The following is a 26,278-nucleotide window of genomic DNA, read 5'->3' as shown; positions in this document are numbered from 1 at the left end:
CTGTCATGGGAGGTGATTACCTTCTCGATACCCAGTTCCACTTCAAAAGGGAATTAACTCCAACGGATAAGTTGGAGATCTGCTACTTGGTACGAAACCAAGATGCTTAATCTGACCATTGCTGTTACCATCGGTGCTGCTGGAAATTCTTGCCCAATTGACCAACGGCATATGCTCAAAACCTTACAAGAGATGTTCTCCGGTCATTATATATTCCACGAGCATTGCTATGTCTGGAAGCCTGAATTAGTTGGACTTCATGCTGGATCGGATTTACTAATTGCTCTATCCTATTACTCTATTCTGCTGTTGCTGATCTATGTTTGGTCTCAACACCAAGATCTGCCATTACTGAAGATTTTATTACTATTTAGTGCCTTGGTTTTGTGCTGTGGCACCAGTCACTTGCTGGAAGTCTGGACAATTTGGCATCCCGATTATTGGCTCTCTGGTTTAGTCAAAGGCACTAGTGCCATACTTTCTCTGTCTAGCGCGATCGCACTAGTAGTAGTGATGCCGAAAGTCTTAGCATTCTCCAGTCGAGCTCCACTGGAAGCGACTAACACAGCTCTGGAAAAGGAAATTGCTGAACGTAAGCAAACCCTAGAAGAACTACTGAGATCCCAACAAACCTTGTCCCTCCTGGTAGAGCAAACTCCCCTTGGTTTCATTGAGTGGAGCCTGGATGGTCAAGTGATGCAGTGGAATCATGTAGCCGAAAAAATTTTTGGCTATAAGAAGATGGAAGCCTTTGGGCATCGTGCCCATGAATTGATCAAGCCGCAATCTTCCCTCAAGCAGCTCCAACGAGTTCTGCAAGACTGTTTGAATTTTGATTATACCAACTGCATTACGGAAAACTACCATCCACAAGATGGCAGTAGTATATTTTGCCAGTGGCACAATGCTCCCTTAATTGAATCTGATGGCACCGTCATCGGAGTGGTGTCCGTGGTAGAGGATATCACGAAGCGCAAGCTAGAGGACGATGTCCTCAGCCAAGCCTATGAAGAGTTAGAACAACGAGTATCAGAACGGACAAAGCAACTAGCAGCAGCTAATGAAGTCTTAAAAGCTGAAATCAGGGAGCGCCGCCAGGTTGAGTCGGAATTAGGCAACAACCTAGAGCTGCTCAACCTATTTTTGGAAGATGTACCTGCAGCTATTGCCATATTGGATCAGCAGATGAGGTACCAGTTTGTTAGTCGCCACTGGTACTCAGAGTACAACATATCTGATGACAACATCATTGGCAAAAGCTACTACGACGTATTTCCAGAAACTCCTGAGCGTTGGAAGAAAATACACCAACGGTGCTTAGAGGGTGATTCAGCAGAGTGTGAAGAAGATTTGTTTATTCTCGCTAATGGTGAACAACAGTGGCTCAAGTGGGAAATCGCTCCTTGGGTTGACATTGCTGGGAAAATTAGCGGTATCATTATGAGTACTGAGGTGATTACAGAGCGTAAGGAAGCTCAAGAGGCACTCAAACGACTTAATCAAGATTTATCCCGATCTAACCGTGAGTTAGAACAATTTGCTTACGTGGCTTCCCATGATTTACAAGAACCACTGCGAGCCATTAGTAGCTACACCCAACTCTTAGCTAAAAAATACCAGAGTAACCTCGATGCTCAAGCGGATAAGTATATTCATTACATCGTAGATGGCGCTACTAACATGCAGCAGTTAATCCAGGATCTGCTGAGTTTTTCTCGGGTGGGAACCCATGGTAAAGAATTAGCCGTTACTGACTGCGAGGTAGTACTGAATCGGGTTTTAGACAATTTAAATGTGGCGATTATCGAGAGCGATGTCATAGTTACCCATGACTCCTTACCTGTAGTTATGGGGGATGATATACAACTGAGTCAACTTCTGCAAAATATCATCGGTAATGCCATTAAGTTTCGCAGCAAAGAGCTACCCAGAGTCCATATTTCAGCAGAACTGAAGGGTAAGGAATGGATCTTTTCAGTTCGTGATAATGGTATTGGTATTGAGCCTGAGTACTTTGAGCGCATCTTCACTATTTTCCAGCGCTTGCATACCCGCCGTGAGTATCCCGGCACAGGCATTGGTCTAGCAGTTTGTAAGAAAATTGTAGAGCGTCATGGGGGAAAAATTTGGGTAGAGTCAGAGCTAGGAGTAGGCACAACATTTTACTTCTCAATACCACAGCATCATCATGAGTTAAACATTATCTAAAAATTTTAGGAACTGGCATCATGAACATTATGACAAATACTCAACCAATTGATATTCTGCTGGTAGAAGATTCGTCGAGTGATGCCGAACTCATTTTAGAGGCCTTATGTGATAGCAAGCTATCCAGTCACTTTCATTGGGTTGATGATGGTGCTAAGGCGATCGCATTCCTCCGTAAGCAGGGCAAATATCAGGAAGCCCCACGTCCAGCTTTAATTGTTCTGGATCTCAATTTACCTAAAAAAGATGGTCGCCAGGTTCTCCAAGAAATAAAGGAAGACCCCAAGATAAGTACAATACCAATTATTATATTAACCACATCTGACTCTCAGCAAGATATTATCAATACTTACAGACTAAAAGCTAACTGCTACATTTGTAAACCCATTGATTTGGAAAGTTTTATGTCGATGGTGAAGCTGATTGAAGAATTTTGGTTAAACCTTGTTAGACTGCCATCATATCAATAAATATGGACACCCATTCCCTAAAAATCTTGCTAGTAGAAGATAACCCAGCTGATGCGGATCTTCTCCAAATCATTTTAACTGATGCCCAAGAGATTCAGTGGTCACTGGTGCAGGTAGAAAAGTTACAAGATGCTATTGATTCCCTCAGTAAACATCATTTTGATATAGTCTTGTTAGACCTATCGTTACCGGATAAACAGGGATTGATTACGGTAACAAAAACCCACGAGGTAGTACCGGATTTACCCATTGTGGTGTTAACGGGTCTAAATGATAGAGTGACCGCCCTAGAAGCATTACGAAAAGGAGCACAAGATTATTTAGTCAAGGGCAAAATTGATAGTGAATTGCTGATCCGCACAATTCGCTATGCCATTGAGCGAGCCAATACTATGAAGCAGCTTCGACAAAGTGAGGAGCAATTGCAACGACTCAATGAAGAATTAGAGCATCGCGTTGCGGAACAAACCGATGAATTAAGGCAAAAAAATCAGTACCTGCAACAGGAAATTTCAAATCGGAAGTCCTTGGAAGAAGAACTTCGTCAGGCGTTGAATAAAGAAAAAGAACTCAATGACCTCAAATCTCGGATTGTTTCTGTCGTTTCTCATGAATATCGCACTCCACTAGCCACCATCCTCTCTTCGGCAGAATTATTAGAACATTACAGTCATAAATGGTCTGCGGAAAAAAAGCGACGTCATTTGCAGCGGATTCAAACCACGGTTCAACATCTGACTAAGTTAGTGAGTGATGTACTGCTATTCAGTAAAGCTGAGGCAGGAAAATTGGAATTCAAACCCTTACCTATGGATTTGTTAGCCTTCTGTCAGGAAATTGTGGAAGAATTTCAACTCACAGCTAAGCCTGGCTTGACTATTAACTTTAACTGTACAGATAATTCAGAGCAAACCTCCTGCTGTATTAATCAGGATTGCTTTGACAAAGCTTATCTAGATGAAAAACTTTTGCGGCAAATTCTGTCTAATTTGCTCTCCAATGGGATTAAGTATTCACCGGATGGGGGTGATATCCAATTTGATCTGATCATGAGTGAACATAGTACTATGTTCCGGATCCAAGATTCCGGAATTGGCATCCCCCCAGAAGACCAAGAACGGTTATTTGAGGCTTTCCAGCGCAGTAGTAATGTTGGTACTATCTCTGGTACCGGACTAGGATTAGCAATTGTCAAAAAATGTGTCAACCTCCACGGTGGTGAGATTTGTGTAGACAGTGAAGTGGGAGTTGGTACAGCCTTTACGGTCACATTGCCATTACGCTCATCCCGTTCTTCAGGTGTTAAGTCTTAGGTTAATGGTGGTAAGTCGTTAACCCTTAATATCTAGTCTAATATCATGTCAGGATAATTACCCTGTCTTGATGCAGTCGCTCATGGGGGAAACCCCCAAGACCGCGCTGCATCGCTTAATAAAAATCTCCCCCATCTCCCCATCTCCCCATCTCCCCATCTCCCCGCGCCCGGTCCCCACACTTTTATTATGGGTATTCAACCGAACTTGATATAAGGGTGTAAGTGTACCTAATCAGTCTTGCTGGTGAGCGAATTGGTGAGCACCAAACAGAGAAAGTGCGATCGCAAACCCCAGCAGAATCGGTATCGCATACCAGGGAAACTCGGACAGGGGTAAGTAAGCAGCAGCCCGGAGTCCAGTGCTGGTATAACTTAGAGGCAATAGATAGACAATCACTTTTAGGGCTGTAGGTAAGGTCCCTGGGTCAAAAAACGTCCCACCTAGGAACGACATCGGAACAATTAAGAAGTTGTTGAAAAGACCAACCATTTCCAAGGATTTGACATTCAATCCTACTATCACCCCTAAACCGGCAAACACAGCACAATTAAGCACTAGCAACAAGAAAAATAAGGGATTGATAAAACTCCATACTTTCCCAGTAAACAGCACTGCTACCAAAATCACTGAACCAGATGTCATTAATCCCCGCAAAATCCCCGCCATCATTTTGCCCACATGCAAGGCTAAGGGATGCACTGGCATCAACAAGGTTTCCTCAAAGGTTTTCGTGTATAGCCGATCACCGCAAATGGAAAAGGTGGTGCCAGCAAAGCTAATGGTCATAGACGACAGCGCCACCATTCCTGGCAGAATAAATTCTAAGTAGGATTCACCAACTGCGGGAGTCATTGTCCGATCTAAGGTACTCCCTAGGCCAAGACCAAATGCCAAGATGTAGATCACTGGGGAGATTAGCCCACTAGCAACGACTTGCGTGGCTCGCACCCGTAACTTTAGCCAGTCCCCCCACAAAACCGTGAGGCTATCTGTGACTATAGTCGGTAACTGGGACCCTTTGATGGTGTTTTGATGGGGCAGTGATAGATTGGATTTCACAGTATCGGTTTCAATTAAGTTAATTTTCCTTTACATTACTAAATATTACTACCGACGACGACAAGATTCTATCCATGAGTTCGTAGGGTGCGTTAGGGGCGGGCTTGCCCTGATGTTCAACACCGAGCGCCAGTATTGGGACAGCCCGCCCCGTAACGCACCACCAAAAGGCTCACCCTCATTTTCTGCCTCTGAGCACCATTGTCATTAATCGTAGGGTGGGCAGTGCCTACCAACGCGGTTTGCAAGCTTCATGATCTGTCTGCTGCACTGCCCACCATACATGAACTGGGAATTTTAACAGGCAAGATGCCTGTTCCACTCCCGACTCCCGACTCCCGACTGGGAATTTTAACAGGCAAGATGCCTGTTCCACTCCCGACTCCCGACTCCCGACTCCCGACTGGGAATTGTAACAGGCAAGATGCCTGTTCCACTCCCGACTCCCGACTCCCATTAACCCACATTGTTAAGTCATTAATCGTAGGGTGGGCAGTGCCTACCAACGCGGTTTGCAAGCTTCATGATCTGTCTGCTGCACTGCCCACCATACATGAACTGGGAATTGTAACAGGCAAGATGCCTGTTCCACTCCCGACTCCCGACTCCCGACTCCCGACTCCCGACTCCCATTAACCTAGATTGTCAAATCAAGTACTCAAAGATGGCAAGAAACTGACTATACCAGGAAAGGCAATAATTAACACTAACACCAGCAGTTGCAACAGAATAAACGGAATCGCACCTCGGTAAATTTCCATGGTTTTCACCTCTGGTGGGGCGACACCCCGTAAATAAAACAGAGCAAAGCCAAAGGGTGGTGTCAGAAATGAGGCTTGGAGATTGGCTCCGATAATTACCCCATACCAGACCAAGTCAAGGTTAAGCTGTTGGGCCACTGGAGCAAACAGCGGTACTACAATAAAGGCAATCTCAAAAAAGTCAATAAAGAAGCCTAGTAGGAAAATAGTTAACATACTGACTACTAGGAAGCCAATGTAACCGCCGGGAAGGTTTAACAGCATCGCTTCCATGACGCGATCGCCATTCAAGCCACGAAACACTAAACTAAATGCTGTTGAACCCAGCAATATAAATATCACCATGCTGGTAATCCGCATGGTGGCATCAGAGCTCTGTCGCAGGGATGGCAAATTCAACTGACCATTGACACCAGCCAATACTATTGCGCCCAGGCAACCTACAGCCCCTGCTTCCGTTGGAGTGGCAATCCCAAAAAAGATACTGCCCAATACTAATAAAATTAACAATAATGGTGGTACCATTGATTGGATCACCCGCTTTCCCAAGGCTTTTCCACTGATATTTCGGACTTCTAGGGGTAGGGCTGGTGCTGCATCTGGCTTGAGCCATGCTACAATGATCACATGAATGGCAAACGCCCCAGCCATCATTAAACCAGGAATCACGGAACCGATAAACAGGTCTCCTACGGAAATTCCTAACTGATCCGCTAATACCACTAGCACCACACTCGGTGGGATAATCTGTCCTAATGTCCCCGATGCCACGATTACGCCAGTGGCTAGTTCCTTGTTATAACCGTAGCGCAACATAATTGGTAGGGAAATCAGTCCCATTGCTACTACTGTTGCGGCAACGACTCCAGTAGATGCGGCCAGCAACGCCCCCACAATCACCACCGCTAAGGCCAATCCCCCTCGCAGCCGTCCAAACAGAATTCCCATGGTTTCCAACAGCTGCTCAGCAATGCCAGATTTTTCTAGCATGGAACCCATAAAAATAAAGTAGGGCACTGCTAGGAGAGTGTAGTTGCCCATAATCCCGAAAATCCGCTGGGGCATAGCGGTCATGAAAATCGGGTCAAAGATACCCAAACTCACCCCTATGATGGCAAACAAAATTGCCACCCCACCTAGGGAGAAGGCTACCGGGTAGCCGATGGAAAGTAATACCAAGGCACCGCCAAACATGGCTGGACCTAACCAGTCATAACCCATGGTTTTAGTCCTCCTCCTGGGGTGCCAAATATCCAGCAAAAATTGCCCAGTTTTTGATCGCTTCTGAGATTCCTTGAAGAATCAGCAACCCAAAGCTGACAATAATCATGGATTTAATTGGATAACGGGGTAACCCTCCTGGATCTGGGGACATCTCTTGAATCGTCCAGGAATTAACAATTGCCCCCCAAGAAAAATAAATTACCATGATGCAGAAGGGAATTAAGAACAATAATGTCCCAATTAAATTAGCGATCGCTTGAGCCTTAGGCTTCAAACTCTTATAAAAAACATCCACTCGCACATGGCCATTATGCTTGAGAGTGTAAGCCGCCCCCAACAGGAATACTAAGTCAAATAAGTACCACTGAGTTTCGATAAACCCATTAGAACTCAAATTTTCTCCTATAAAACGTCCCAAGTAGCGACCAACGACATTCCACACACCAATCATGATCATCAGTGGCAAAATCCAGTAGGTTAAGCGACCGATTCTCTCGTTGAAGCTATCAATTACTCTAGAGATACGTAATAGTTGTTGCAATAGCCACACTCCTCACTTACCAGCTATTGGAATGATATTTTAACATAGCAAGTCCCAAGTCGCTAAGTAGCTGGACAAAAATAAACCTCGCTGTCTTAACTTGTGTAAAGTTGCCAAAAATCCCTCTATTCCCTGCTCCCTGCTCCCTGCTCCGAAGTCCCTAAAAACCCAGAACGAAAGACCTACCTGAATTGCAAACCGCTGTAGGTATTATTAACAATTTGAGACCTATCTTTTGATATCACAAATCATTACGCTCTTTAACTATCGATCGGTTCAAGCGATATACTCAGCTTTCCCCGGCTACAGGAGAAAAATAAAGTTGACCGGAAGAACGTTAATAAACAGAGGAAACCAAGGATTTTAAAAGGATTGACCGGGGCTAGTCCGAAAATTTCTGGTATTAGCCAGTTCCATAGAACAATAACGAGTGAGTATTTTATTATAGGTTCAATCAGCGAACTCAACATCGACCACAGAAAAAAAGAAATACACTGTCCCCAATTGATGGTGGTGTCATTGGACTGGATATTGTAAGAATCACCCATTACTTTTTACCGGATATTCATAGGTAAATAACAATCTCGCTAGAATCGTCAGCCCAATTGCTTGAAGCCATGAAACTTTTTGAATGTCAAACATTGTGGGCATTAGCCAATTCCAGAGCATAAATACCAAAGGGCTCCAAAGAATTGAAATCAAGATTAAAACAGGAATTCTTATTAAGGATTTGATGGTTGATACCTTAAGGGTCTCGAATGCCCAATTCGGAATTGTATTCTCAATTTCAGATGGTGATGGTGTCATAATTTCTCTCCTAGGATAAGCTAATCTGATTTGGGAGCATGTCACTTTTGAAATTAGGTACATAGATCCCCCCTAACCCCCCTTAAAAAAGGGTTTCAGCTTGCTCTGATAGTAAATCGTTCATCTCTGCTGCCACTTTGATCTACTCCCAATTTGATCAGAACTTAGGAGACACAGGGATGAAAGGCTTTGTAAGCCATGAGTTTTACCTCTTGCTACAATTCATTTCAATCAAGATATTTATAGAATGTCAGATAATCCCCTGGCTTCGCAGTACCCTTAAGGGTACCTTTTTTGTTAAGAATGATTAACGTTATAGCAATTCTATTTCCCATGAGGTACAAAGAGATCCCCCTAAATCCCCCTTAAAAAGGGGGACTTTGAGGTTGATAAGTTTACCTCATAAATGCAATAACGGCTATAATTTATTTTAGCTATAGTTCAGTATCTAATCCATTCCGGATTAGCACAAAAATAGATTAATAACAAGCCTGATCTATAGTCTAATCTTAAAATTTTTGGTATTAGCTTCCATCGATGATAATTTGGAAAAATCTGTAAGTTCCGGTAACCCCAGTTACAAGCTTTATCAATACTGTAAATTGGTTATTTCCATTCTGTAAATAACTGTTGCGCTAATGTTTTTGGGTCTTTATCTATTTCTTCTGTATCTGGATTGAGGTCGATGTCAGGATTGAGTTTTTGTGCTTCCTGATAGAGAGAAATAGCCTCCTCTATTCTTCCCTCTGTTGCTAGTATCGCTGCCTCTTCTATCTTGAATAGTGCGGCTAACAAGTGCGCTACTATTTTAGGGTCTTTGTCTATTTCCTCTGTATCTGGATTGAGGTCGATGTCGGGATTAAGTTTTTGCGCTTTTTTTAATTTTTTAACAGCACCCTTGACATTTTGCTCTTTTTGTAAAAAAGCCCGACCAAGTCTTACCATAAACTCTGCTTTTGCTTTATCTGCCCAATCGGCATACTTGAGACAGGCTTCTCCTGCTTTATTGTCTTGATTATTTTTAAGTGCAACGAGGTCAGGATGAAATTGCAGCTGATTACATCCCTCTTTTAACCAATCTTTCCAATTTCCACCCCGCCACAACCGCACTGTTTTATCGTAACTCCCACTGAGAATCTGTTTGCCATCGGGACTAAAAGCGATCCCATTGACAGGAGCTGTATGACCTTCATAAGTATGGAGAAGTTGACCGGATGCTGTGTCCCACAAGCGCAAGGTTTTGTCGGCACTGCCACTCAGAATTTTTTTGCCATTTTGGCTAAAGGCGATATCATTGACAAGAGCTGTATGACCTTTCAAAGTATAGAGAAGTTGACCGGATTGTGTGTTCCACAAGCGTAAGGTGTTGTCATCACTGCTACTGAGAATCTTGTTACCATCTGGACTAAAGGCGATATCAGTGACAAAACTTGTATGACCTTTCAAGGTATAGAGAAGTTGACCGGATTGTGTGTCCCATAAGCGCACAGTGTTGTCTAAATTGCCACTAATAATCTTGTTGCCATCTGGGCTAAAGGCGATATCATAGACATTACTTTTTTGGCCTTGTAAGGTGCGAATTAGTTGACCGGATTGTGTGTCCCACAACCGCAAGGTTTTGTCCCAACTGGCACTGAGAATCTGTTTGCCATCTGGACTAAAAGCGATCCCATTGACCCAACTTGTATGACCTTCCAAGTTATGGAGAAGTTGACCGGATTGTGCGTCCCACAACCGCAAGGTTTTGTCGGCACTGCCACTGATAATCTTGTTACCATCTGGACTAAAGGCGATAGCATTGACATAACTTTTATGGCCTTGTAAGGTGCGAATTAGTTGACCGGAATCTGTGTCCCACAACCTCAAGCTGTGGTCATTACTGCTACTGAGAATCCGTTTGCCATCTGGACTAAAAGCGATATTATTGACAATATCTGTATGACCTTCCAAGGCATAGAGAAGTTGACCGGATCGTGTGTCCCACAACCGCACAGTGTTGTCATCACCCCCACTGATAATCTTGTTGCCATCTGGGCTAAAGGCGATAGCATTGACATAACTTTTACCGCCTTGTAATGTGTGAATTAGTTGACCGGATTGTGTGTCCCACAACCGTAAGGTGTCGTCCCAACTGCCACTGATAATCTTGTTGCCATCTGGACTAAAAGCGATCGCATTGATATCATCAGTATGACCTTCTAATGTATGGATTAGTTGACCGGTTTCTGTGTCCCACAAGCGTAAGGTGTTGTCAGCACTACCACTGATAATCTTGTTGCCATCTGGACTAAAAGCGATCGCATTGATATCATCAGTATGACCTTCTAATGTATGGATTAGTTGACCGGTTTCTGTGTCCCACAAACGCAAGGTGTAGTCGTAACTGCCACTGATAATCTGTTTGCCATCTGGACTAAAAGCGATCGCATTGATATCATCAGTATGACCTTCTAATGTATGGATTAGTTGACCGGTTTCTGTGTCCCACAAACGCAAGGTGTAGTCGTAACTGCCACTGATAATCTGTTTGCCATCTGGACTAAAAGCGATCGCCTTGACCCAATCTTTATGACCTTCTAATGTATGGATTAGTTGACCGGATGCTGTGTCCCACAACCGCACAGTCTTGTCTCTACTGCTACTGATAATCTGTTTGCCATCTGGACTAAAAGCGATATCAGTGACACTACTTGTATGACCTTCTAATGTATGGATTAGTTGACCGGATGCTGTGTCCCACAACCGCACAGTGTTGTCAAAACTGCCACTGAGAATCTGTTTGCCATCTCGGCTAAAAGCGATCTCAGTGACACTACTTGTATGACCTTCTAATGTATGGATTAGCTGACCGGTTTCTGTGTCCCACAACCGTAAGGTGTCGTCGTAACTGCCACTGAGAATCTGTTTGCCATCGGGACTAAAAGCGATCCCATTGACATCATCAGTATGACCTTCTAATGTATGGATTAGTTGACCGGTTTCTGTGTTCCATAAACGCACTGTTCCGTCGTCACTGCCACTGATAATCTGTTTGCCATCTGGACTAAAAGCGATCTCAGTGACATCAGCAGTATAACCTTGTAAAAGATTCCTTTCTCGAACCTTATCTAAAGCTGTTAACAAGCTATAATGAACTTCATTGATAACCTTTGGTTCTAAATAGATTACTTTTGCTTGTAAGGATTTTTGGTAATCTTTAATTTGAGCGGTTGCTTCAATAGCTTGGATCAATTCTTTTGTAGTAGGTTTTACTGATAGAGAATACTTGATATTGGCTGCTTGTGCTAGTAAGTTTGAGTTAATTGCCTGTTTACGAAATTTTAAGCCAAAAAAAGCGGCAATAATTCCGCCCACTATAACCAAGATCAACAAAAGCTTAAGTTGCTTCTGATTTTCTTCTGCTAATTGACGAGCTTTTACATCTGCTTTTCGTCTGGCTTCAGACTCCTCTAGTAGTTTTTTTTGACGTTGTTTCTCTTCCTGTTGACGTTGTTTTTGTTTGTCAATTATGCTATCGCGGACTTTTTGACTAATCTTAAGAAGTTCTTGTGCATCACTATTAAGTTGACCCTGGCAAAGATTTTTAGCGAGATAATCCTCAGCGTTAATTAATTTTGCTCCTGATAGTAAAAAAGCAATTTCTTCTGGCTTACCTTCCCTTTTCCACTCTTCAGCCGCCGCCTCAATCTTACGGGCTATTCTCATCCCATCCCGGTTTTCACTTATCCAACTCCGCAACAGACTCCAATGACGAATCAAAGCTTCATGGGCAACATCCACCACTGCTACTCTCTTTGCTTCTCTTCCTTTACCTACCATTTCAGTAGTAACAACTAGCTTTTCATCAGCCAATTTCTGAACTACGGTATCAATAAGTTCTTCGTTATAGCGCTGATTCACTAAATTCGGCTTTAATACTCGTCTGCGGGTATCTTCTGTACCTTCTCCCAACTGAGTCAGTGCTAGAAAAATATGCTTAACTGCTGCTTGTTTTTCTTCTGAAAGTAGCTCATATACCTCAGTCGCCCGTTGACGCAAAGTACCCATCACACCACCCAATTTGACATAGGTGTTGAGCCGCAAACAGTTATCAGTGCTTTCTTGCCACAGTCGTGTCAGGGTATATTGCAACAATGGCAGATATCCTGGTGCATCTGCTACATCTGCCAGTATTTCTTTCACCAGTCCTGGCTCAATCTCCAATTCTACCTGTTTGGCTGGTTTTACAATTGCCTGTCTTAACTCTTCTGGTGACATGGGCATCACAGCAATTCCATGTTCTTGAATCTGCTGTGCCAATCCGCTATAGTCCTGTTCAAGACATTTACCAAAAAAGTCTGCTCGCATCGTCAATACCAAACAGAGTTTATCCCCGGTTTTAGGTAAAGCCCCCAATAAGCATTCAAAAAACTGCTGTCTTTCTGAGCTATCCTGACACAAAGTAAAGGCTTCTTCAAACTGATCCACTACCAGTATTAGCCGCTGGGTATCGGTTACAGCGATTAATTGTCTCAACCCTTCAGAACCCTTTTTGATCAAATCCTCGGCTTGAGCTAATCGAGTCGCCCGTTCGATATCAGATAACCCAGAATCTAAAAAGCTTAGTGCTAAGGAATTGAGGGGATGTTCACCCGGCTGAAGGATTTTTATCTGCCAACTTTCACTACCCGATAACCTCTGTCCCAGTTGTAACTGATACAATAATCCCGCCCTAACTACACTAGATTTCCCACTACCAGACGCTCCCAAGACAGCCAGAAAATTACCAACACGCACCTTTTCCAACAATTGATCCGTTAAGGCAGTACGACCGTAGAAATACTTGGCATCTTCTTCAGTACAATCAAAATAAGCTAAGCCTTTATAAGGACAGATACTTTTTGCTGAGGCAGCCAACTGTTTTGTTGCTGCTGTCCACCTGCGAGTCAGATTAATCGGTTCACCAGAATTACTAAAAATAGGACGCTGGGGAAAAGCATTCCGTTGTTGAGTGAGTATATCAACTAAGGAATAGTTAGTTACCCACCGCTGTTGGCTTGGTTCTAATCCTTTGATCAGTGCAGAGGTGAGAACACTATGATTACTGCCAATGTCTTCATAGGCCAGTTCAAAGGCACGAGAAGCAGCAATAAAGCACCGGTCTCTGCCTTTACCCCGGTCTCCGGGGTCTGCTTCTTTGAAATTTAGTACTTCCCCGGCATAACAGCAATCTAAAATAATAATCTGCTGCCTTACTTCACTTTCTTGTAACAGTCGCCGTAGCCATTGTAAGGATAAACCCCAAGAACCCATGTCTGGGTTAACATCACTAGTTGCCAAAAAGCCTTCTTGTATCCCCTTGCTTTTTCGTAAACCATGCCCAGAAAAATAGAGTAGCGCTGTATCTGGGGGTTTCCCATTTGGTTTGAACAATTGTACTATGGCGTCTTCTAACTGAGTTAGAGTGACTTTGGTTTTTTTACCAACGCGAATGGTATTATTCTGTTTATCCTTAACTGCCGGGAGTCGCGTTACCTTAAAGTCTCCATACTTCTCTAGTAATTGGGCTATAGCTTCTGCATCCCGCCCAGGTGCCGTTAAATTATTGAGGCTTTCATAGCTGTAAGTATTAATTCCTATTACTAAGGCATTCCGACTCATAACAACCAGCTTTTTTTAGATAAATAAATAATTAATAGGAATACAATTGTTGTAAGCTATCAGCTATCAGCTATCAGCTATCAGCTAATCCGCTAGCTACTGTTTGCGCAGCGTGCGCGTAGCGCAATCGGTGCTATCAACCATTAGCCATAGGCTAAGCTACACCAAACAGCTTGTGAATAAAATAAGCTGACGGCTGACGGCTGACGGCTGACCGCTGACCGCTGACCGCTGATAGCTGAATGCTTAAGTTTACTAAATACCATACTATGACACAATTAACGCCAATTCAGCTAGAGGATGGCACAATTATTTATGTTGAAGCTACAGAGGATTTAGACATTCCTACGGTAAGCAGCCCAGACAACCAAGACGAAGAAGAAGAGGAAGAAGAAGCCCTCACCGACAAGGGGATGAGTTCTCCTGAAAGGCTACGACAGCAAATAATACAACACGCTCAAACCATTGAAGGGACGATCCGGGCTTACACCATTATTGGCTTAAATGCGTTTAAGAAAAAGCCAATACCTAATGTTAAAAAAGTTACCCTAGAATTTGGGATTGAATTAGGGGGAGAAGCGGGGATTCCTTATGTAACCAAAGGCACGGCTAAAAGTAATCTAAAAATAACAGTAGAGTGTGAGCTTCCTAAGCCAATTAAAAATCAAACTTAGTTAAGACAAATAGCCCCAGGGTAAACACATTTACCGATGGAGTGCGTACCCATGTTCAAAGAGAGGGTACGCACATCGCATCCTGAGTATTGGAAGTGCGATCTTTTTTTTGCCTTACTTTCTCTGCCAAATTGGGTGTCGGTGATTGCGACTCCCATGCCACCCATGCTGTCCTTTTCAAAAGTCTTCCCTAGTTCCATTAGACTCAGATCTTGAGCAGATGACAACGTACTATATAGCGTTTTTCATAACTATGAGGTACACATTGTTTTGACTTATTCACTATTATCTGCTCCCTGCTCCCTGCTCCCTGCTCCCTGCTCCCTGCTCCCTGCTCCCTGCTCCCTGTTCCCTGTTCCCTATTCCCTAAAACCCATAAAATTGTACCTCATGAGTGTTATAATTGCTATAATACCCACAAGACTTTTGAGGGATTTGAGATGGCATTGAACTCTTCTGCTTCCAGTTCGCCCAAGACAGATAATGGGCAAACATCCTTACATAAAGAAGAATTATACACTTGGCATAATTACCGTTGTGCCTATGAAGTCTATACCCCAACAGATGACAGTGCTAAGACGAAAACTCCTCTACTATTAGTCCATCCTATTGGTGTTGGACTATCACGCTTTTTTTGGCATCGCTTTTGCCAGGAGTGGTTGAACACTGGCAATGGTCATCTAATTTATAATCCCGACTTGCTAGGATGTGGCGAAAGCGAAATGCCCCCTGTTGCTTACTACCCTATTGATTGGGCTGACCAGTTACACTATTTTTTAACAACTGTAGTCAAAAAACCGGTGATTCTGCTAGTGCAAGGGGCTTTATTAGCTGTGGCACTTACCTTGATCCAAAAGCAAACTGAACCAAATTATATTCAAGGGTTAGTACTCTCAGCTCCTCCGTCTTGGTCTCTGATGACAGCAGAAACTAAATACTGGCAGCAGCGAGTTGCTTGGAATCTCCTCGAATCTCCTTTAGGTAGTGCCTTCTTTCGTTATGCTCGTCGCCGTCAATTCCTGCAAAAGTTTTCGGAAAATAAACTGTTTGCTGAAAGTTCTACAGTAGATAACGAATGGTTAGATAATCTCCAAAAGGGAGCAATTAATCCAGCTAGCCGCTACGCAGTTTTTTCTTTTCTGGCTGGCTTTTGGCGACAAAACTATCAACAAGCGATCGCTAATACGTCTCAACCTACCCTAGTAGTAGTAGGAGAGCAAGCTTCAAGTATTAGTAAGGTGGGTAAATCTGAAACACCAGAAGACCGACTAGCTCAGTATATCAAGCATCTTCCTCAAGGTGAAGGTCGTAAAATTCCTGGTCGTAATGTTTTGCCTTATGAGTCAACCTATGAATTTGTAAAAGTTGTCGCAGATGCTATTTCTTGGTTTGAGTAGCAATTAAAAGTCATCTTAAGATAACAGTAGAGTGTTCGCTTTCTAAGCAAATTGAAAATAAAACTTAGTTAAGACAAATAGCTCCAGGGTAAACACATTTACCAAAGAAGTCAACATTAGCCGATAGAATGAAATCATTAAAGGACTATAAAATTATTTTACGTCCCGATGACAACTAGCGTTTCTTGCAGTTATGAGGTACAATTATCAAATTCAAAGTCCCCCTTGTTAAGGGGGATTTAGGGGGATCGCTTTGTACCTGATTAAGTCATATAATTGCTCTTATAGGGCGGGGAGTGTCAAACCACTAAATTACCAGCCACTCACCATCGACTTCAACTTATTCAACAAATTATTCCCATCTAACTTAAGTTTCCATGGCAGCAATTCAGGGTTCTCCGGGTCTAAATTCTCCCACATTTGCAACCACTTACGAGCGCTATCTTTGTCTTTTTTAGCCATGAATAATTCAATTTGAGCAGTGCAAAAATTACTAAATTCCGAAAACTGAAAGCGCTTGCGAGATATTAGAGGCTTGAGCAAAGCTTCTGCTTCGGCAATTTCTCCTTTTTTGATTTTCAACCTTGCCAGAGATATAATTGGAAATAAATAATCAGGATATTTTGATGATAGTTCTGACAAAAGGTTGTAGGCTTCTTCTGTGCGTCCTTGCATTTGATAGGTACCAGCTAAGTTATTGAGTAAATCTGGTGAGTCTGGTTCTATTTCCAAAGCTTTTTGCAGTATTTTTTCTGCCTCTACCGCTTTTTATACTCCTCCTTTTGTCATCAACGATATAGCTTTACCCCCCAGATTTTTGACTTTACGGGAATGATTCGCCACAGTGGGCTCGTCGTGAAGCTCATAGGAGATTAGGTTAAGTAGCTTGACCTACCGTCAATCCAGGTTCCGAGATGCCCTGCCGTACCCCAGGCTATTTCTAGAATGTTTATAGGTGTATTGTGGTACTAGTATGATTAACTATAGACAAATTAGGGAACAAACAATGAGCAACATCTACGTATTTCATCAGGGGCGAGGAGATAGTGGCTGGCTCTGGTATAACGTTTTTGATGGCAATGAATGGGTTGGAGACCAACAAGTTCCTAAAACTGGGATGACAGGAGATCCATCAGCAGTAGTATACAATGACCTGTTATATGTATTCCACCAAGGACGGGGAGATAGTGGCTGGCTCTGGTATAACGTTTTTGATGGCAATGAGTGGGCTGGAGATAAAGAAATTGGTAAGACTGGTATAACAGCTGGCCCATCAGCAGTAGTATACAATGACCTTCTCTATGTGTTCCACCAAGGACGAGGGGATAGTGGTTGGCTCTGGTATAACGTTTTTGATGGCAATGAGTGGGCTGGGGATCAAGAAGTTCCTAAAACCGGAATTACCTCTAGTCCATCAGCAGTAGTATACAATGACCTCCTCTATGTGTTCCACCAAGGACGAGGAGATAGTGGTTGGCTCTGGTATAACGTTTTTGATGGCAATGAGTGGGCTGGAGATAAAGAGGTACGGGCCACAGGTTTAACCGATGATCCAGATGCATTAGTCTACAACGGTCAAGTATACGTGTTTCACGAGGGCAGAGGTGATAACGGTTGGCTGTGGTGCAATGTCTTCGATGGCGATAAGTGGGCTGGAGATCACAAGATACATAAAACTGGGATAACTGCTGGACCATCAGCAGTCGTATATAATGACCAAATTTACCTGTTACATCAAGGGCGAGAAGACAGTGGATGGATGTGGTGTAATGTGTTTAATGGCTCTGAATGGGTTGGCGACGAAGAAGTACCCAATACTGGTATTTCTGAAGGACCAGGTGCAGTGATTTACTAATTAGTTCGCATTGGAGAATTAAGAATTAAGAATTAAGAATTGGGAATTGGGAATTGGGAATTGGGAATTGGGAATTGGGAATTATGCCTTCTGGCTTCTGCTTTCACTATTCTGCCTTCTTAATTCCTTCTTAATTCTCCATTCTCCATTCTCCATTCTCCATTCTACATTCTTAATTCTACATTCTTAATTCTACATTCTGTCCTCCTTACAGTCGGATTAGAATTTGCTCTCGTTCCGTGATGGGATAGGGATAGCAATTTTCCTGCTTCGGTTCCCTCTGTTGTCCAAGCTGTTCAAGACGCTCGATTGCTTCGTGATAATTGATGGAATGATGAACGAATCGTGTCTTTGCCATTATGATAAAGTTACCTAAACTGTGGTTTGGGAGAGAGCCGCGCTTGTTCCCAGTCAAGCAAGAAGCGCGGCTCTTTTCGCCATGATTATATTATAAATAGTGTCTATGGTTGTTGTCAAGTGGAAAATAAAAAAAAAATTGGATAATTTACGAAATTTGTAATAACTATTGACAAATAAAGTGTTAGTTTTGTAACAAGTTTAGCTCATAGCAAACTAAGGATAGTTTAAGACATAGTATTTTGCTTTAGAAGAAGCAGGGAGCAGGGAGCAGGGAGTAGGGAATAGGGAAGAGAAAAGAGGGAACAGGCCAAAAATTATCTGTACCTCATTAGGCTAAAAACCGCTATACTTTGGAGAAAACAAGGCAGAGGACAGAAGGCAGAAGTGAATTCAACCTTGGCCTATTGGCCACGCAATCACGTTCAACCTTAAACAACCTTCAACCTTCAACCTTCAACCTTCAACCTTCAACAACCTTCAACCTTCAACAACAGAAGAACCACTACCCGATAATGACTAAGACGTTACCAACGGGATGAGCCGGGCATGGATCGGATAATCCAGGGGATGTAGAGATGGGCTTGAGTAAGCGATCGCGTAGCGTCTTTGTAGGAGAATCGCAGCTGCACCTGAACTTGCATGTCACCTCCCCAGAAATTTTTTGCGTAATTGTTGGTGGTTACCCGGATAACTATATAGATACTTAAAAATCAGCTATTAGCAGCTTGCATGTCACACTCCAGCTGCTGTCTGGTCAAAAGGGGACTAAAACTACTACTTTTGTAGCATTACCGTCTAATTTAGAGTATCGATTAGCTGAAAATACGAAAAGTTGCAAACTGATTATAGAAACACAACTAAATCATGATTACAGAAAAATTACTTGATGAAGAATTACTTGATAATGAAGAAATAATTAGCAGTCATGATTCTGCCATATATATTGATACGGAAGAATACCACATAAGTAAACCATTACCAAGCTTCAACCCATTGTGGGCTAGAATACTTACAGGTAGAGGAAGAAAAAATCAAATATTATTGATTCGAGGCAAATTTTATTTAACAAATTATCGAATAGTCTTTAAAGCTAGAGAAGAGAAATCCGATATATTCTTATCAACAGAAAATTCTATTAATTTGATTAATAGTACTAAAAATCGTCTTCACGGTAAAATCGATATATTCTTATGGGATATACAATTGATGAAGCGATTCAAAAGTATGATGACTAGAGGTTTGGATATATACACTAGAAATCATGGAAACTATAAATTTTTAATTTCTTTTGCAAACTTAGAAAAAATAATTAAAGATTTCCAAAGCATGACTATGAAAATAGATGAACAAAAAGTAAGCAATCTTATCAAATTTTCAAATAAAGTTTTCATATATAGCAGCAATTTAATGGTAAATGAAAGATTAGAAGAACAGAACAAATACTGGTTAAAAGTAAATATAATTGTATTACTAATAAGGCGGATGAGGATACCTTTAGCAATAATTATTGCAATAATATTATTTATTTAAAAGGTAGCGTTTATTATTGCTTTTGTACAAGTTATTTGTTTGTTGAAGCTGTTTGGTATAGATGTTGATGTTACAGGATAATAGTAAAATGGAAAATAACAACTCTCTTGTTGCAGAAGTCAAGGAAAAAGCAAATTTGACAAATTCTGAAGAATTATCTTTAGAAGAAAGTCAAAAAATCTTAAATCTTATAGAAGAAGGTGAAATTGACGAAAAACACATAAAAGCTCTTGCAAAAGATTCACCTAAATTTTCTACTAAATTTATTGAATCCATGACTGAATTAGTTCACACATTCCCGACCTTAGTGGAAAAAGTAGGTGATGTAAATCAGGAAGCACTTGATAAAATTGATCATATTAACCACACGGTAAAAACCTTAAAGGATTTAGCATCTAATATTCAATCTGACGAAGGAAGAATAAAAATAGCAGAATTAATTTTTCAACTTTCCAAAGACTATAACGAAACTCTAAAAGAAATTAATGCTAATACTAACAATACTTGGTCAAAAATTGGTGGTACTATTGCATCTGCTTTTGTAATCGGATTAGCTATAATATTTCAAGGGTTTGGAGGTGATTCTACTTAATAGTAATAATAAAGAGGAAATAGAAGGTTCTAAACAATAAACAGTTCCAGCGTAGTAGCGCGCCTGATTTTCAAAAAAGCCCCCTTAGTCCCCCGAGCAATCGCTCCCTCGGGGGACTTTTAGAGTTTTCTTCCTCCCCTGGTGCGCTTCCCATAGGCAAATTAAATTCGCCACGGGTCGCATCACAAAATTGGGTAATTAGGGGGCAAAACTATACCGATAATCAGCAACTAGTACTAATCATCTACAGCATCAACTCTATTTAAATTGACGCAATCGTTTAGCAGCCTGTAATCCCTGATTAACAGTAGTAGTGCTAAAGGCTGCTACCTGAAGCCATGGAACAATAGCTTTGATGCTCTGTTGGACATCACTACTCGTAGTGCAAGTAGCGACAACAGCAAGAGCTATAGGAACGCATACATGTCCCATAGCTTGGAGATTTTTTTTCATAATTTTCAAGCACAATAATTGACTAACAACTAACATTGGAGATGCATAAGGCTGTGTCAGAACCAATGTCAATTACAGTCTAAACGCTTCCACCTAATAAATTCTAGCTCAAAAAAAAATTTACTAAAATTTCATAAACGACGGTAAAAGTTGACAACTAGTTTCAAAACGTTTTAAGTTGTGTTTCGAGCAATTATGAAAGTTTATTAAAGTTTATTTTAAGTTTTTAGGTGTGTTAAGGACAAATTTCATTAAACCTTCATCAAATTAGGGAAGTATTTAAACCCTATGGCAGAGAATAATACTAAAATAAAAGACAAGCACAATATTAAACCTAACAACTAATATCGGACTATCGAATAAGGCTGTGTCATAGTCCGATTATTCTCAACTTATTGAGCAAAGGCAGCACTACCACAAACACGCCCTTGCCCTAGATTTAAGCACCATCCCTAACATCAAGAGTAATTTCACCAGTGATCACCCGGTCTGTCTGTGAAACAATCTTCACCCGTCTAACTCTACCGGAATAGGCCGTTCGCGTAGCGTCTCCCTAAGAGAATCGCACAATACTCAATTCTGCCAGCTCCTTCAATACCTCCTAAGACATCCTCTCAATACTGGTCAGATAATTAGTTTCGTGTGAAGATTCTTAAAGCTGACAAACGGCTCAATTTTCAGGAAGGACTAAACGCTCTATCCGTTACCCAGAGTGCTTTATAGCCTTGTTATCACCCCTTGAGGGCAAAAACAAAATAGCTGAATTGTTACGATTTGTAATTGAATCACATAATTGCACAAAATCTGCACAGACGATTTGCTTGAATAGTTTTGGTCCGAAAGCCGCTGCATCCCTGACTTAAAAGTTAGGGGTCAGTTTCCTTGAGTTACCTTGTGTCTCTGAGAGAGGCTACAAAATTCTTAACAAGAAGGCTCAACGGAATTGAAGCTACTGGAGTAATTCAAGGCTGCTGATTGATTCATTACTCTGCTGTTTGGCAGAGTAGGGCAGCCAGTCAATTACTATCCAGTTTTGGATTTATACAAGTCAAGATGTAAGGAGAGACTTTAATGTTAGATGCATTTGCACGGGTGGTTGCCCAAGCTGATACCCGAGGTGTATATCTCAGTGACGATCAATTCAATTCCCTCAAGAGCATGGTTGCTGAAAGCAATAAGCGCATGGATGTGGTCAACCGACTCACAAGCAATGCCTCTTCAATTGTAGCCAATGCTGCCCGTAGTCTGTTTGCAGACCAGCCCCAATTGATCCAGCCTGGTGGCAATGCTTACACTGGCCGTCGCATGGCTGCTTGCTTGCGCGATATGGAGATTGTCTTTCGCTATGTAACCTATGCCACCTTTGCTGGTGACGGCAGTGTTTTAGATGACCGCTGCCTTAATGGCCTGCGGGAAACCTATGTAGCACTAGGAGTTCCTGGAGGTTCTGTAGCTGAAGGTATCAATAAGATGAAGGACGCTGCGATCGCCATTGCCAATGACAGAACTGGCATTACTCCTGGTGACTGTAGCTCTCTAATGTCTGAGTTAAGTGGTTATTTTGATCGAGCTGCTGCTGCCGTTGGCTAGTTTCACCAAACCCTAGGACAGCCATCTGCTCGTTCAATTCTTCAGTAGCATTCGTTTACGAAAAATTTGCAAAACTTTTTTTTTGAGAGCTAGATTACATTATGAAAACTCCCCTAACTGAAGCAGTAGCTACCGCTGACTCCCAAGGCCGCTTTCTGAGCAGTGCCGAAATTCAGAGTGCGTTCGGTCGTTTTCGCCAAGCTACTGCAAGTTTGGAAGCTGCTCAAACCTTAACCAGTAAAGCTGAGACTCTGGTTAATGGTGCAGCCCAAGCAGTTTACCAAAAGTTCCCCTATACCACGCAGATGCAAGGACCGAACTACGCTTCGACTCCTGAAGGGAAGGCAAAATGCGCCCGTGATATCGGTTACTACCTGCGCATGGTGACCTATTGTTTGGTGACTGGGAGTACAGGACCGATGGATGAGTACCTGATCTCAGGAATCGCCGAAATCAACCTCACCTTTGAACTTTCTCCGAGCTGGTATGTTGAAGCTCTTAAGTACATCAAGGCGAACCATGGTCTAAGTGGTGACCCTGCCGTTGAGGCAAACTCCTATCTCGATTACACAATTAACGCTCTTAGCTAGGGTTTTTCGAGTTGCCCGGAACTCCAGGTGGCTGTTGATAGTTGATTAACGGTTTTCTGAAGTTCCGGGCAATGTTTTTTAGAAAAGAAATTTAGGAGACTGATATGGTAAGTCCAACCACAGCGAGCCTGTTAGGAATCGCACCTTTTGGGGATTCCCCTCGAAGGTCGCTGCGCTCCAACTCTACAGAAGATGAAGTGCAAGCAGTAATTACAACTGCCTATCGACAGGTCTTTGGCAACGCTCATGTCATGGATTGCGAGCGTTTGACCAATGCAGAGTCTCTATTGCGCCAAGGTCACATTACGGTACGAGATTTTATCCGGGCACTGGCTCTGTCAGAACTATACCAGGAAAAGTTCTTAAACTCCACACCCCAAGTAAGGTTTATTGAGTTGAACTATAAGCATTTTCTGGGTCGAGCCCCTGATGATGAGTCGGAAATTGCCTATCATGTCGATCTTTTCAATCAAGAAGGTTACGAGGCGGAGATAAATTCTTACATCGACTCACAGGAATATCAAGAAAATTTTGGTAACTCGATTGTGCCGAGTTACCGTGGGTTCGAGAGCCAACAGGGTCAGAAAGTTGTGGGCTTTAGTCGCATGTTCCAGCTCTATCGGGGTTACGCCAATAGCGATCACGCCCAAGGCAATGGCAATCCCTCTCACTTAACTTATGAGCTGGCTCGTAACACCGCAACTCCTATCCGAACCCAAACCAAGGGACAGGTAGTTATCGGCACAAATTCAGGTAGCCAAAGGCAGCTCTACCGCTTGCGAGTGTCTCAAGGGGTGACAAGAGGTGGTCCTCAAATCCGGCGCACAATTAGCGAGTATCTGGTGCCTTACGATCAGTTATCTTATACTTTGCGGCAGCTTGGCAAGCAAGGTGATCGAATAACAAGTATTACACCAGCCTAAGGCAACTGAAATCTCACGACTATCAAGCAATATTAAAAATTAGGAGAATAACAAGTGGCAATTACCACAGCAGCATCCTGGCTGGGAACCTCCGCTTTTAGCAATGCCAACCCCATTGAACTGCGCCCCAACTGGACCCAAGACGATGCTAAGGCTGTTATCCAGGCTGTTTACCGACAAGTACTCGGTAACGACCATCTCATGGCTTCTGAGCGTCTCACCAGTGCTGAGTCTTTACTCTGCCAAGGCTACCTGACTGTAAGGGATTTTGTGCGGGCTGTCGCCAAGTCAGAACTCTACAAGTCGAAATTCTTCTACAGCAACTTTCATCCGAGAGTAATTGAGTTAAACTTCAAGCACCTACTCGGTCGGGCTCCCTATGATGAGTCTGAAATCATCTATCATCTCGATATCTATCAAAACGAGGGGTTTGAGGCAGATATCGACTCCTACATAAACTCCCTTGAGTATGAGCAGAACTTTGGCACCTCCATCGTACCCTACTATCGAGGCTTTTCCAATCAACCGGGACAAAAAACCGTCGGCTTTACCCGCATGTTCGAGCTCTATCGTGGTTACGCCAATAGCGATCGCGCTCAGGGCAAGGGCGGTCGTGCTAGTTTAACCTATGAGCTAGCTCGCAATATGGCAAACCCCGTGCGAACCCCAAATGGCGGACAAGCACTCACTGGCACAACTGCAAACATTCAGGGACAGTTCTATCGACTCCGAGTAACTCAAGGAGGTCTGGGACGTGCCCCTCAGATCAGGCGCAGCATCAGTGAATATGTCGTGCCCTACGAACGGCTATCTCCCACCCTGCAAAAACTAAACAAGCGCGGTTGTCAAGTCATGAGTATTACCCGTGCCTGAAGTTTCTAGAACATCTAAACGTCGAGTCCTATAGGAGTAGAGTAAGTGGCAATTACAACAGCAGCATCCCGCTTAGGCACCTCTGCCTTTAGCAATAGCAACCCCATTGAACTGCGCCCCAACTGGAGCCAAGATGATGCCAAAGCCGTGATTCAAGCTGTTTACCGACAAGTACTCGGTAACGACTACATCATGGCTTATGAGCGCCTCACCGGTTTAGAATCCCTGCTCTGCAATGGCTCTCTCACGGTGCGGGAGTTTGTGCGAGCTGTAGCTAAGTCGGAGCTATACAAGTCGAAATTTCTGTACAACAGCTTCCAAACTCGGGTGATTGAGTTAAACTTGAAGCACTTGCTAGGTCGAGCTCCCTATGATGAGTCTGAGGTAATTTACCACCTTGACCTCTACCAAAACAAGGGCTTTGAAGCAGATATTGATTCCTATATCGATTCGGCTGAATACGATCAAAACTTTGGTGACTTCATCGTGCCTTATTATCGAGGCTTCTCAACTCAAACCGGACAAAAGGTTGTGGGCTTTACTCGCATGTTCCGCCTTTACCGAGGCTATGCCAATAGCGATCGCGCACAAGTTGAAGGTACAGCGTCTCGCCTTGCTAGTGAACTTGCTCTTAATAGTGTTTCAGCAGTGGTTGGTCCCTCAGGCGGTAGTGAAGGTTGGGCGTACCGAGCCTCTGAAAAAGGTGTTACGCCCAATAAAACCTTCCGAAGTCCAGCAAGAGAAGGTCGTATTTATCGGTTGGAAGTATCAGGAATGAACTTGCCTAGATATCCCAAAGTGCGCCGCGTTAGCAAAGAGCTTCTGGTTCCTTATGAGAAACTATCGGATACGCTCCAGCAAATTAACAAAATGGGAGGTAAAGTCGCTAGTATCACACTTGCTTAGATCACATTTCCTCTAAAACTATAAGTTCAGGAGTTGATCTAATCTGAGGTAGCTATTAAGAGGTATCGGAAAAATGCTGGGTAAATCTTTAATTGTTGGCAGTTCTAATTCACCATCAGAAAGTCGTACCTTTGTCTATGAGGTAACAGGGTTGTGGCAGAACGAAGAAAACAAGAAAAACAGTTACCCTTTACGCAAGAGTAGCAGTATCTTTATTCAAGTTCCCTACAGCCAAATGAATGAAGAGATGCAGCGCATTACTCGTATGGGAGGAAAAATCGTCAGCATTCGTCCGCTTATGGCAACAACATAGTAACAACACTACCAAATGTGTTGAAGTTGGGACGAGGTGCTAGGTCTTAGGGGTTAGGTATTAGATATTAGGGGACTTTTAATAAGATGTTAAGTATTATGATTTAGGTTTGAGATTTTTCATACCCAAAACCTGCCACCTAACACCTAACACCTGAGGGGGTGATAACAAGGCTAAAAAGTAGACAGGGTGTGGG

At 42.7% G+C, this 26,278-nt stretch carries 26 protein-coding genes and 1 pseudogene; 19 read left to right on the top strand and 8 right to left on the bottom strand.

The window, feature by feature from the left end:
- Positions 1–102: 102 nt before the first annotated feature.
- The 4 genes from BJP34_RS14090 (at position 103) to BJP34_RS43255 (ending at position 4,202) form a co-directional block, all read left to right on the top strand.
- The gene (locus BJP34_RS14090; RefSeq protein ID WP_070392898.1) at positions 103–2,208 is read left to right on the top strand and encodes a PAS domain-containing sensor histidine kinase; all 2,106 of its coding nucleotides are present in this window, start codon (positions 103–105) and stop codon (positions 2,206–2,208) included.
- Positions 2,209–2,228: 20 nt separating this feature from the next.
- Positions 2,229–2,678, top strand: coding sequence for a response regulator (locus tag BJP34_RS14085; protein WP_070392897.1), 450 nt, complete (start codon positions 2,229–2,231; stop codon positions 2,676–2,678).
- Between the two features lie 2 nt (positions 2,679–2,680).
- Positions 2,681–3,991 (top strand): hybrid sensor histidine kinase/response regulator, encoded by a 1,311-nt coding sequence (locus BJP34_RS14080; protein ID WP_070392896.1) that lies wholly within the window; start codon positions 2,681–2,683, stop codon positions 3,989–3,991.
- Between the two features lie 70 nt (positions 3,992–4,061).
- The gene (locus tag BJP34_RS43255) at positions 4,062–4,202 is read left to right on the top strand and encodes a hypothetical protein (RefSeq protein ID WP_158517204.1); all 141 of its coding nucleotides are present in this window, start codon (positions 4,062–4,064) and stop codon (positions 4,200–4,202) included.
- Positions 4,203–4,225: 23 nt separating this feature from the next.
- Here the strand turns inward: BJP34_RS43255 and BJP34_RS14075 are convergent, their stop codons facing one another.
- Positions 4,226–5,053 carry an ABC transporter permease gene (locus tag BJP34_RS14075; RefSeq protein WP_070392895.1) on the bottom strand — a complete coding sequence of 276 codons (828 nt, stop codon included), beginning with the start codon at positions 5,051–5,053 and terminating at the stop codon, positions 4,226–4,228.
- Positions 5,054–5,278: 225 nt separating this feature from the next.
- Here BJP34_RS14075 and BJP34_RS39750 point away from each other — a divergent pair, with 225 nt between their 5' ends.
- Positions 5,279–5,689, top strand: a complete 411-nt coding sequence (locus BJP34_RS39750; protein WP_149030975.1) for a hypothetical protein — start codon at positions 5,279–5,281, stop codon at positions 5,687–5,689.
- 14 nt (positions 5,690–5,703) lie between these two features.
- Here BJP34_RS39750 and BJP34_RS14065 read toward each other — a convergent pair whose 3' ends face one another.
- From BJP34_RS14065 to BJP34_RS39745, 4 genes are all read right to left on the bottom strand, one after another.
- Positions 5,704–7,035: a TRAP transporter large permease gene (locus BJP34_RS14065; protein WP_070392893.1), complete on the bottom strand. Its 1,332-nt coding sequence runs from the start codon at positions 7,033–7,035 to the stop codon at positions 5,704–5,706.
- A gap of 4 nt (positions 7,036–7,039) precedes the next feature.
- The gene (locus tag BJP34_RS14060) at positions 7,040–7,579 is read right to left on the bottom strand and encodes a TRAP transporter small permease subunit (protein WP_070396660.1); all 540 of its coding nucleotides are present in this window, start codon (positions 7,577–7,579) and stop codon (positions 7,040–7,042) included.
- Positions 7,580–8,119: 540 nt separating this feature from the next.
- Complete coding sequence (locus tag BJP34_RS14055) at positions 8,120–8,386, bottom strand: hypothetical protein (RefSeq protein WP_070392892.1); 267 nt, start codon at positions 8,384–8,386, stop codon at positions 8,120–8,122.
- Between the two features lie 606 nt (positions 8,387–8,992).
- Positions 8,993–14,026: an eIF2A-related protein gene (locus tag BJP34_RS39745; protein WP_070392891.1), complete on the bottom strand. Its 5,034-nt coding sequence runs from the start codon at positions 14,024–14,026 to the stop codon at positions 8,993–8,995.
- A 269-nt stretch (positions 14,027–14,295) separates the two neighbouring features.
- Here BJP34_RS39745 and BJP34_RS14045 point away from each other — a divergent pair, with 269 nt between their 5' ends.
- The 3 genes from BJP34_RS14045 (at position 14,296) to BJP34_RS14040 (ending at position 16,097) form a co-directional block, all read left to right on the top strand.
- Complete coding sequence (locus BJP34_RS14045; RefSeq protein WP_070392890.1) at positions 14,296–14,700, top strand: CU044_2847 family protein; 405 nt, start codon at positions 14,296–14,298, stop codon at positions 14,698–14,700.
- Positions 14,701–14,970: 270 nt separating this feature from the next.
- Positions 14,971–15,150 (top strand): hypothetical protein, encoded by a 180-nt coding sequence (locus BJP34_RS43250; protein ID WP_158517203.1) that lies wholly within the window; start codon positions 14,971–14,973, stop codon positions 15,148–15,150.
- Positions 15,141–16,097, top strand: coding sequence for an alpha/beta fold hydrolase (locus tag BJP34_RS14040; RefSeq protein ID WP_070392889.1), 957 nt, complete (start codon positions 15,141–15,143; stop codon positions 16,095–16,097). Before BJP34_RS43250 ends, BJP34_RS14040 begins: the two co-directional genes overlap by 10 nt.
- A gap of 312 nt (positions 16,098–16,409) precedes the next feature.
- Here the strand turns inward: BJP34_RS14040 and BJP34_RS14035 are convergent.
- Positions 16,410–16,850: pseudogene (locus BJP34_RS14035) on the bottom strand (tetratricopeptide repeat protein); the annotation flags it as partial.
- Positions 16,851–17,103: 253 nt separating this feature from the next.
- Between BJP34_RS14035 and BJP34_RS14030 the strand changes: the two are divergent.
- Positions 17,104–17,952, top strand: coding sequence for a hypothetical protein (locus BJP34_RS14030; protein WP_149030974.1), 849 nt, complete (start codon positions 17,104–17,106; stop codon positions 17,950–17,952).
- 208 nt (positions 17,953–18,160) lie between these two features.
- On the opposite strand, the gene BJP34_RS43245 is transcribed toward BJP34_RS14030, so the two are convergent.
- Entirely contained in the window at positions 18,161–18,310 is a 150-nt protein-coding gene (locus BJP34_RS43245; protein ID WP_158517202.1) for a hypothetical protein, read from the bottom strand.
- 406 nt (positions 18,311–18,716) lie between these two features.
- Between BJP34_RS43245 and BJP34_RS48855 the strand changes: the two genes are divergently transcribed.
- From BJP34_RS48855 to BJP34_RS14020, 4 genes are all read left to right on the top strand, one after another.
- Complete coding sequence (locus tag BJP34_RS48855) at positions 18,717–18,851, top strand: hypothetical protein (protein WP_267876565.1); 135 nt, start codon at positions 18,717–18,719, stop codon at positions 18,849–18,851.
- A 36-nt stretch (positions 18,852–18,887) separates the two neighbouring features.
- Positions 18,888–19,019: a hypothetical protein gene (locus tag BJP34_RS48850; protein WP_267876564.1), complete on the top strand. Its 132-nt coding sequence runs from the start codon at positions 18,888–18,890 to the stop codon at positions 19,017–19,019.
- Positions 19,020–19,176: 157 nt separating this feature from the next.
- Positions 19,177–19,842, top strand: coding sequence for a hypothetical protein (locus BJP34_RS14025; RefSeq protein WP_070392886.1), 666 nt, complete (start codon positions 19,177–19,179; stop codon positions 19,840–19,842).
- An 88-nt stretch (positions 19,843–19,930) separates the two neighbouring features.
- A complete protein-coding gene (locus BJP34_RS14020; protein ID WP_149030973.1) occupies positions 19,931–20,434 on the top strand; it encodes a hypothetical protein in 504 nt (167 codons plus the stop codon).
- Between the two features lie 258 nt (positions 20,435–20,692).
- On the opposite strand, the gene BJP34_RS14015 is transcribed toward BJP34_RS14020, so the two are convergent.
- Positions 20,693–20,887, bottom strand: coding sequence for a hypothetical protein (locus BJP34_RS14015; protein WP_149030972.1), 195 nt, complete (start codon positions 20,885–20,887; stop codon positions 20,693–20,695).
- A 1,071-nt stretch (positions 20,888–21,958) separates the two neighbouring features.
- Between BJP34_RS14015 and BJP34_RS14010 the strand changes: the two genes are divergently transcribed.
- From BJP34_RS14010 to BJP34_RS13985, 6 genes are all read left to right on the top strand, one after another.
- Positions 21,959–22,477, top strand: a complete 519-nt coding sequence (locus BJP34_RS14010; RefSeq protein ID WP_070392883.1) for a phycocyanin subunit beta — start codon at positions 21,959–21,961, stop codon at positions 22,475–22,477.
- A 101-nt stretch (positions 22,478–22,578) separates the two neighbouring features.
- Positions 22,579–23,067, top strand: a complete 489-nt coding sequence (gene cpcA, locus BJP34_RS14005) for a phycocyanin subunit alpha (protein ID WP_070392882.1) — start codon at positions 22,579–22,581, stop codon at positions 23,065–23,067.
- Between the two features lie 104 nt (positions 23,068–23,171).
- Positions 23,172–23,990, top strand: a complete 819-nt coding sequence (locus BJP34_RS14000) for a phycobilisome linker polypeptide (protein WP_070392881.1) — start codon at positions 23,172–23,174, stop codon at positions 23,988–23,990.
- Between the two features lie 54 nt (positions 23,991–24,044).
- Positions 24,045–24,863, top strand: a complete 819-nt coding sequence (locus BJP34_RS13995; protein ID WP_070392880.1) for a phycobilisome linker polypeptide — start codon at positions 24,045–24,047, stop codon at positions 24,861–24,863.
- Positions 24,864–24,908: 45 nt separating this feature from the next.
- On the top strand, positions 24,909–25,769 hold the full coding sequence (locus tag BJP34_RS13990; protein WP_070392879.1) for a phycobilisome linker polypeptide: 861 nt from the start codon (positions 24,909–24,911) through the stop codon (positions 25,767–25,769).
- A 73-nt stretch (positions 25,770–25,842) separates the two neighbouring features.
- Positions 25,843–26,082, top strand: coding sequence for a phycobilisome linker polypeptide (locus tag BJP34_RS13985; protein WP_070392878.1), 240 nt, complete (start codon positions 25,843–25,845; stop codon positions 26,080–26,082).
- Positions 26,083–26,278: the final 196 nt, after the last annotated feature.

The organism is Moorena producens PAL-8-15-08-1 (genome assembly GCF_001767235.1).
In the GTDB taxonomy this organism is placed as follows: Bacteria; Cyanobacteriota; Cyanobacteriia; order Cyanobacteriales; family Coleofasciculaceae; genus Moorena; species Moorena producens_A.
Note: the sequence above shows the minus strand (reverse complement) of the source record. Positions and strands in the feature narration are given on the sequence as shown.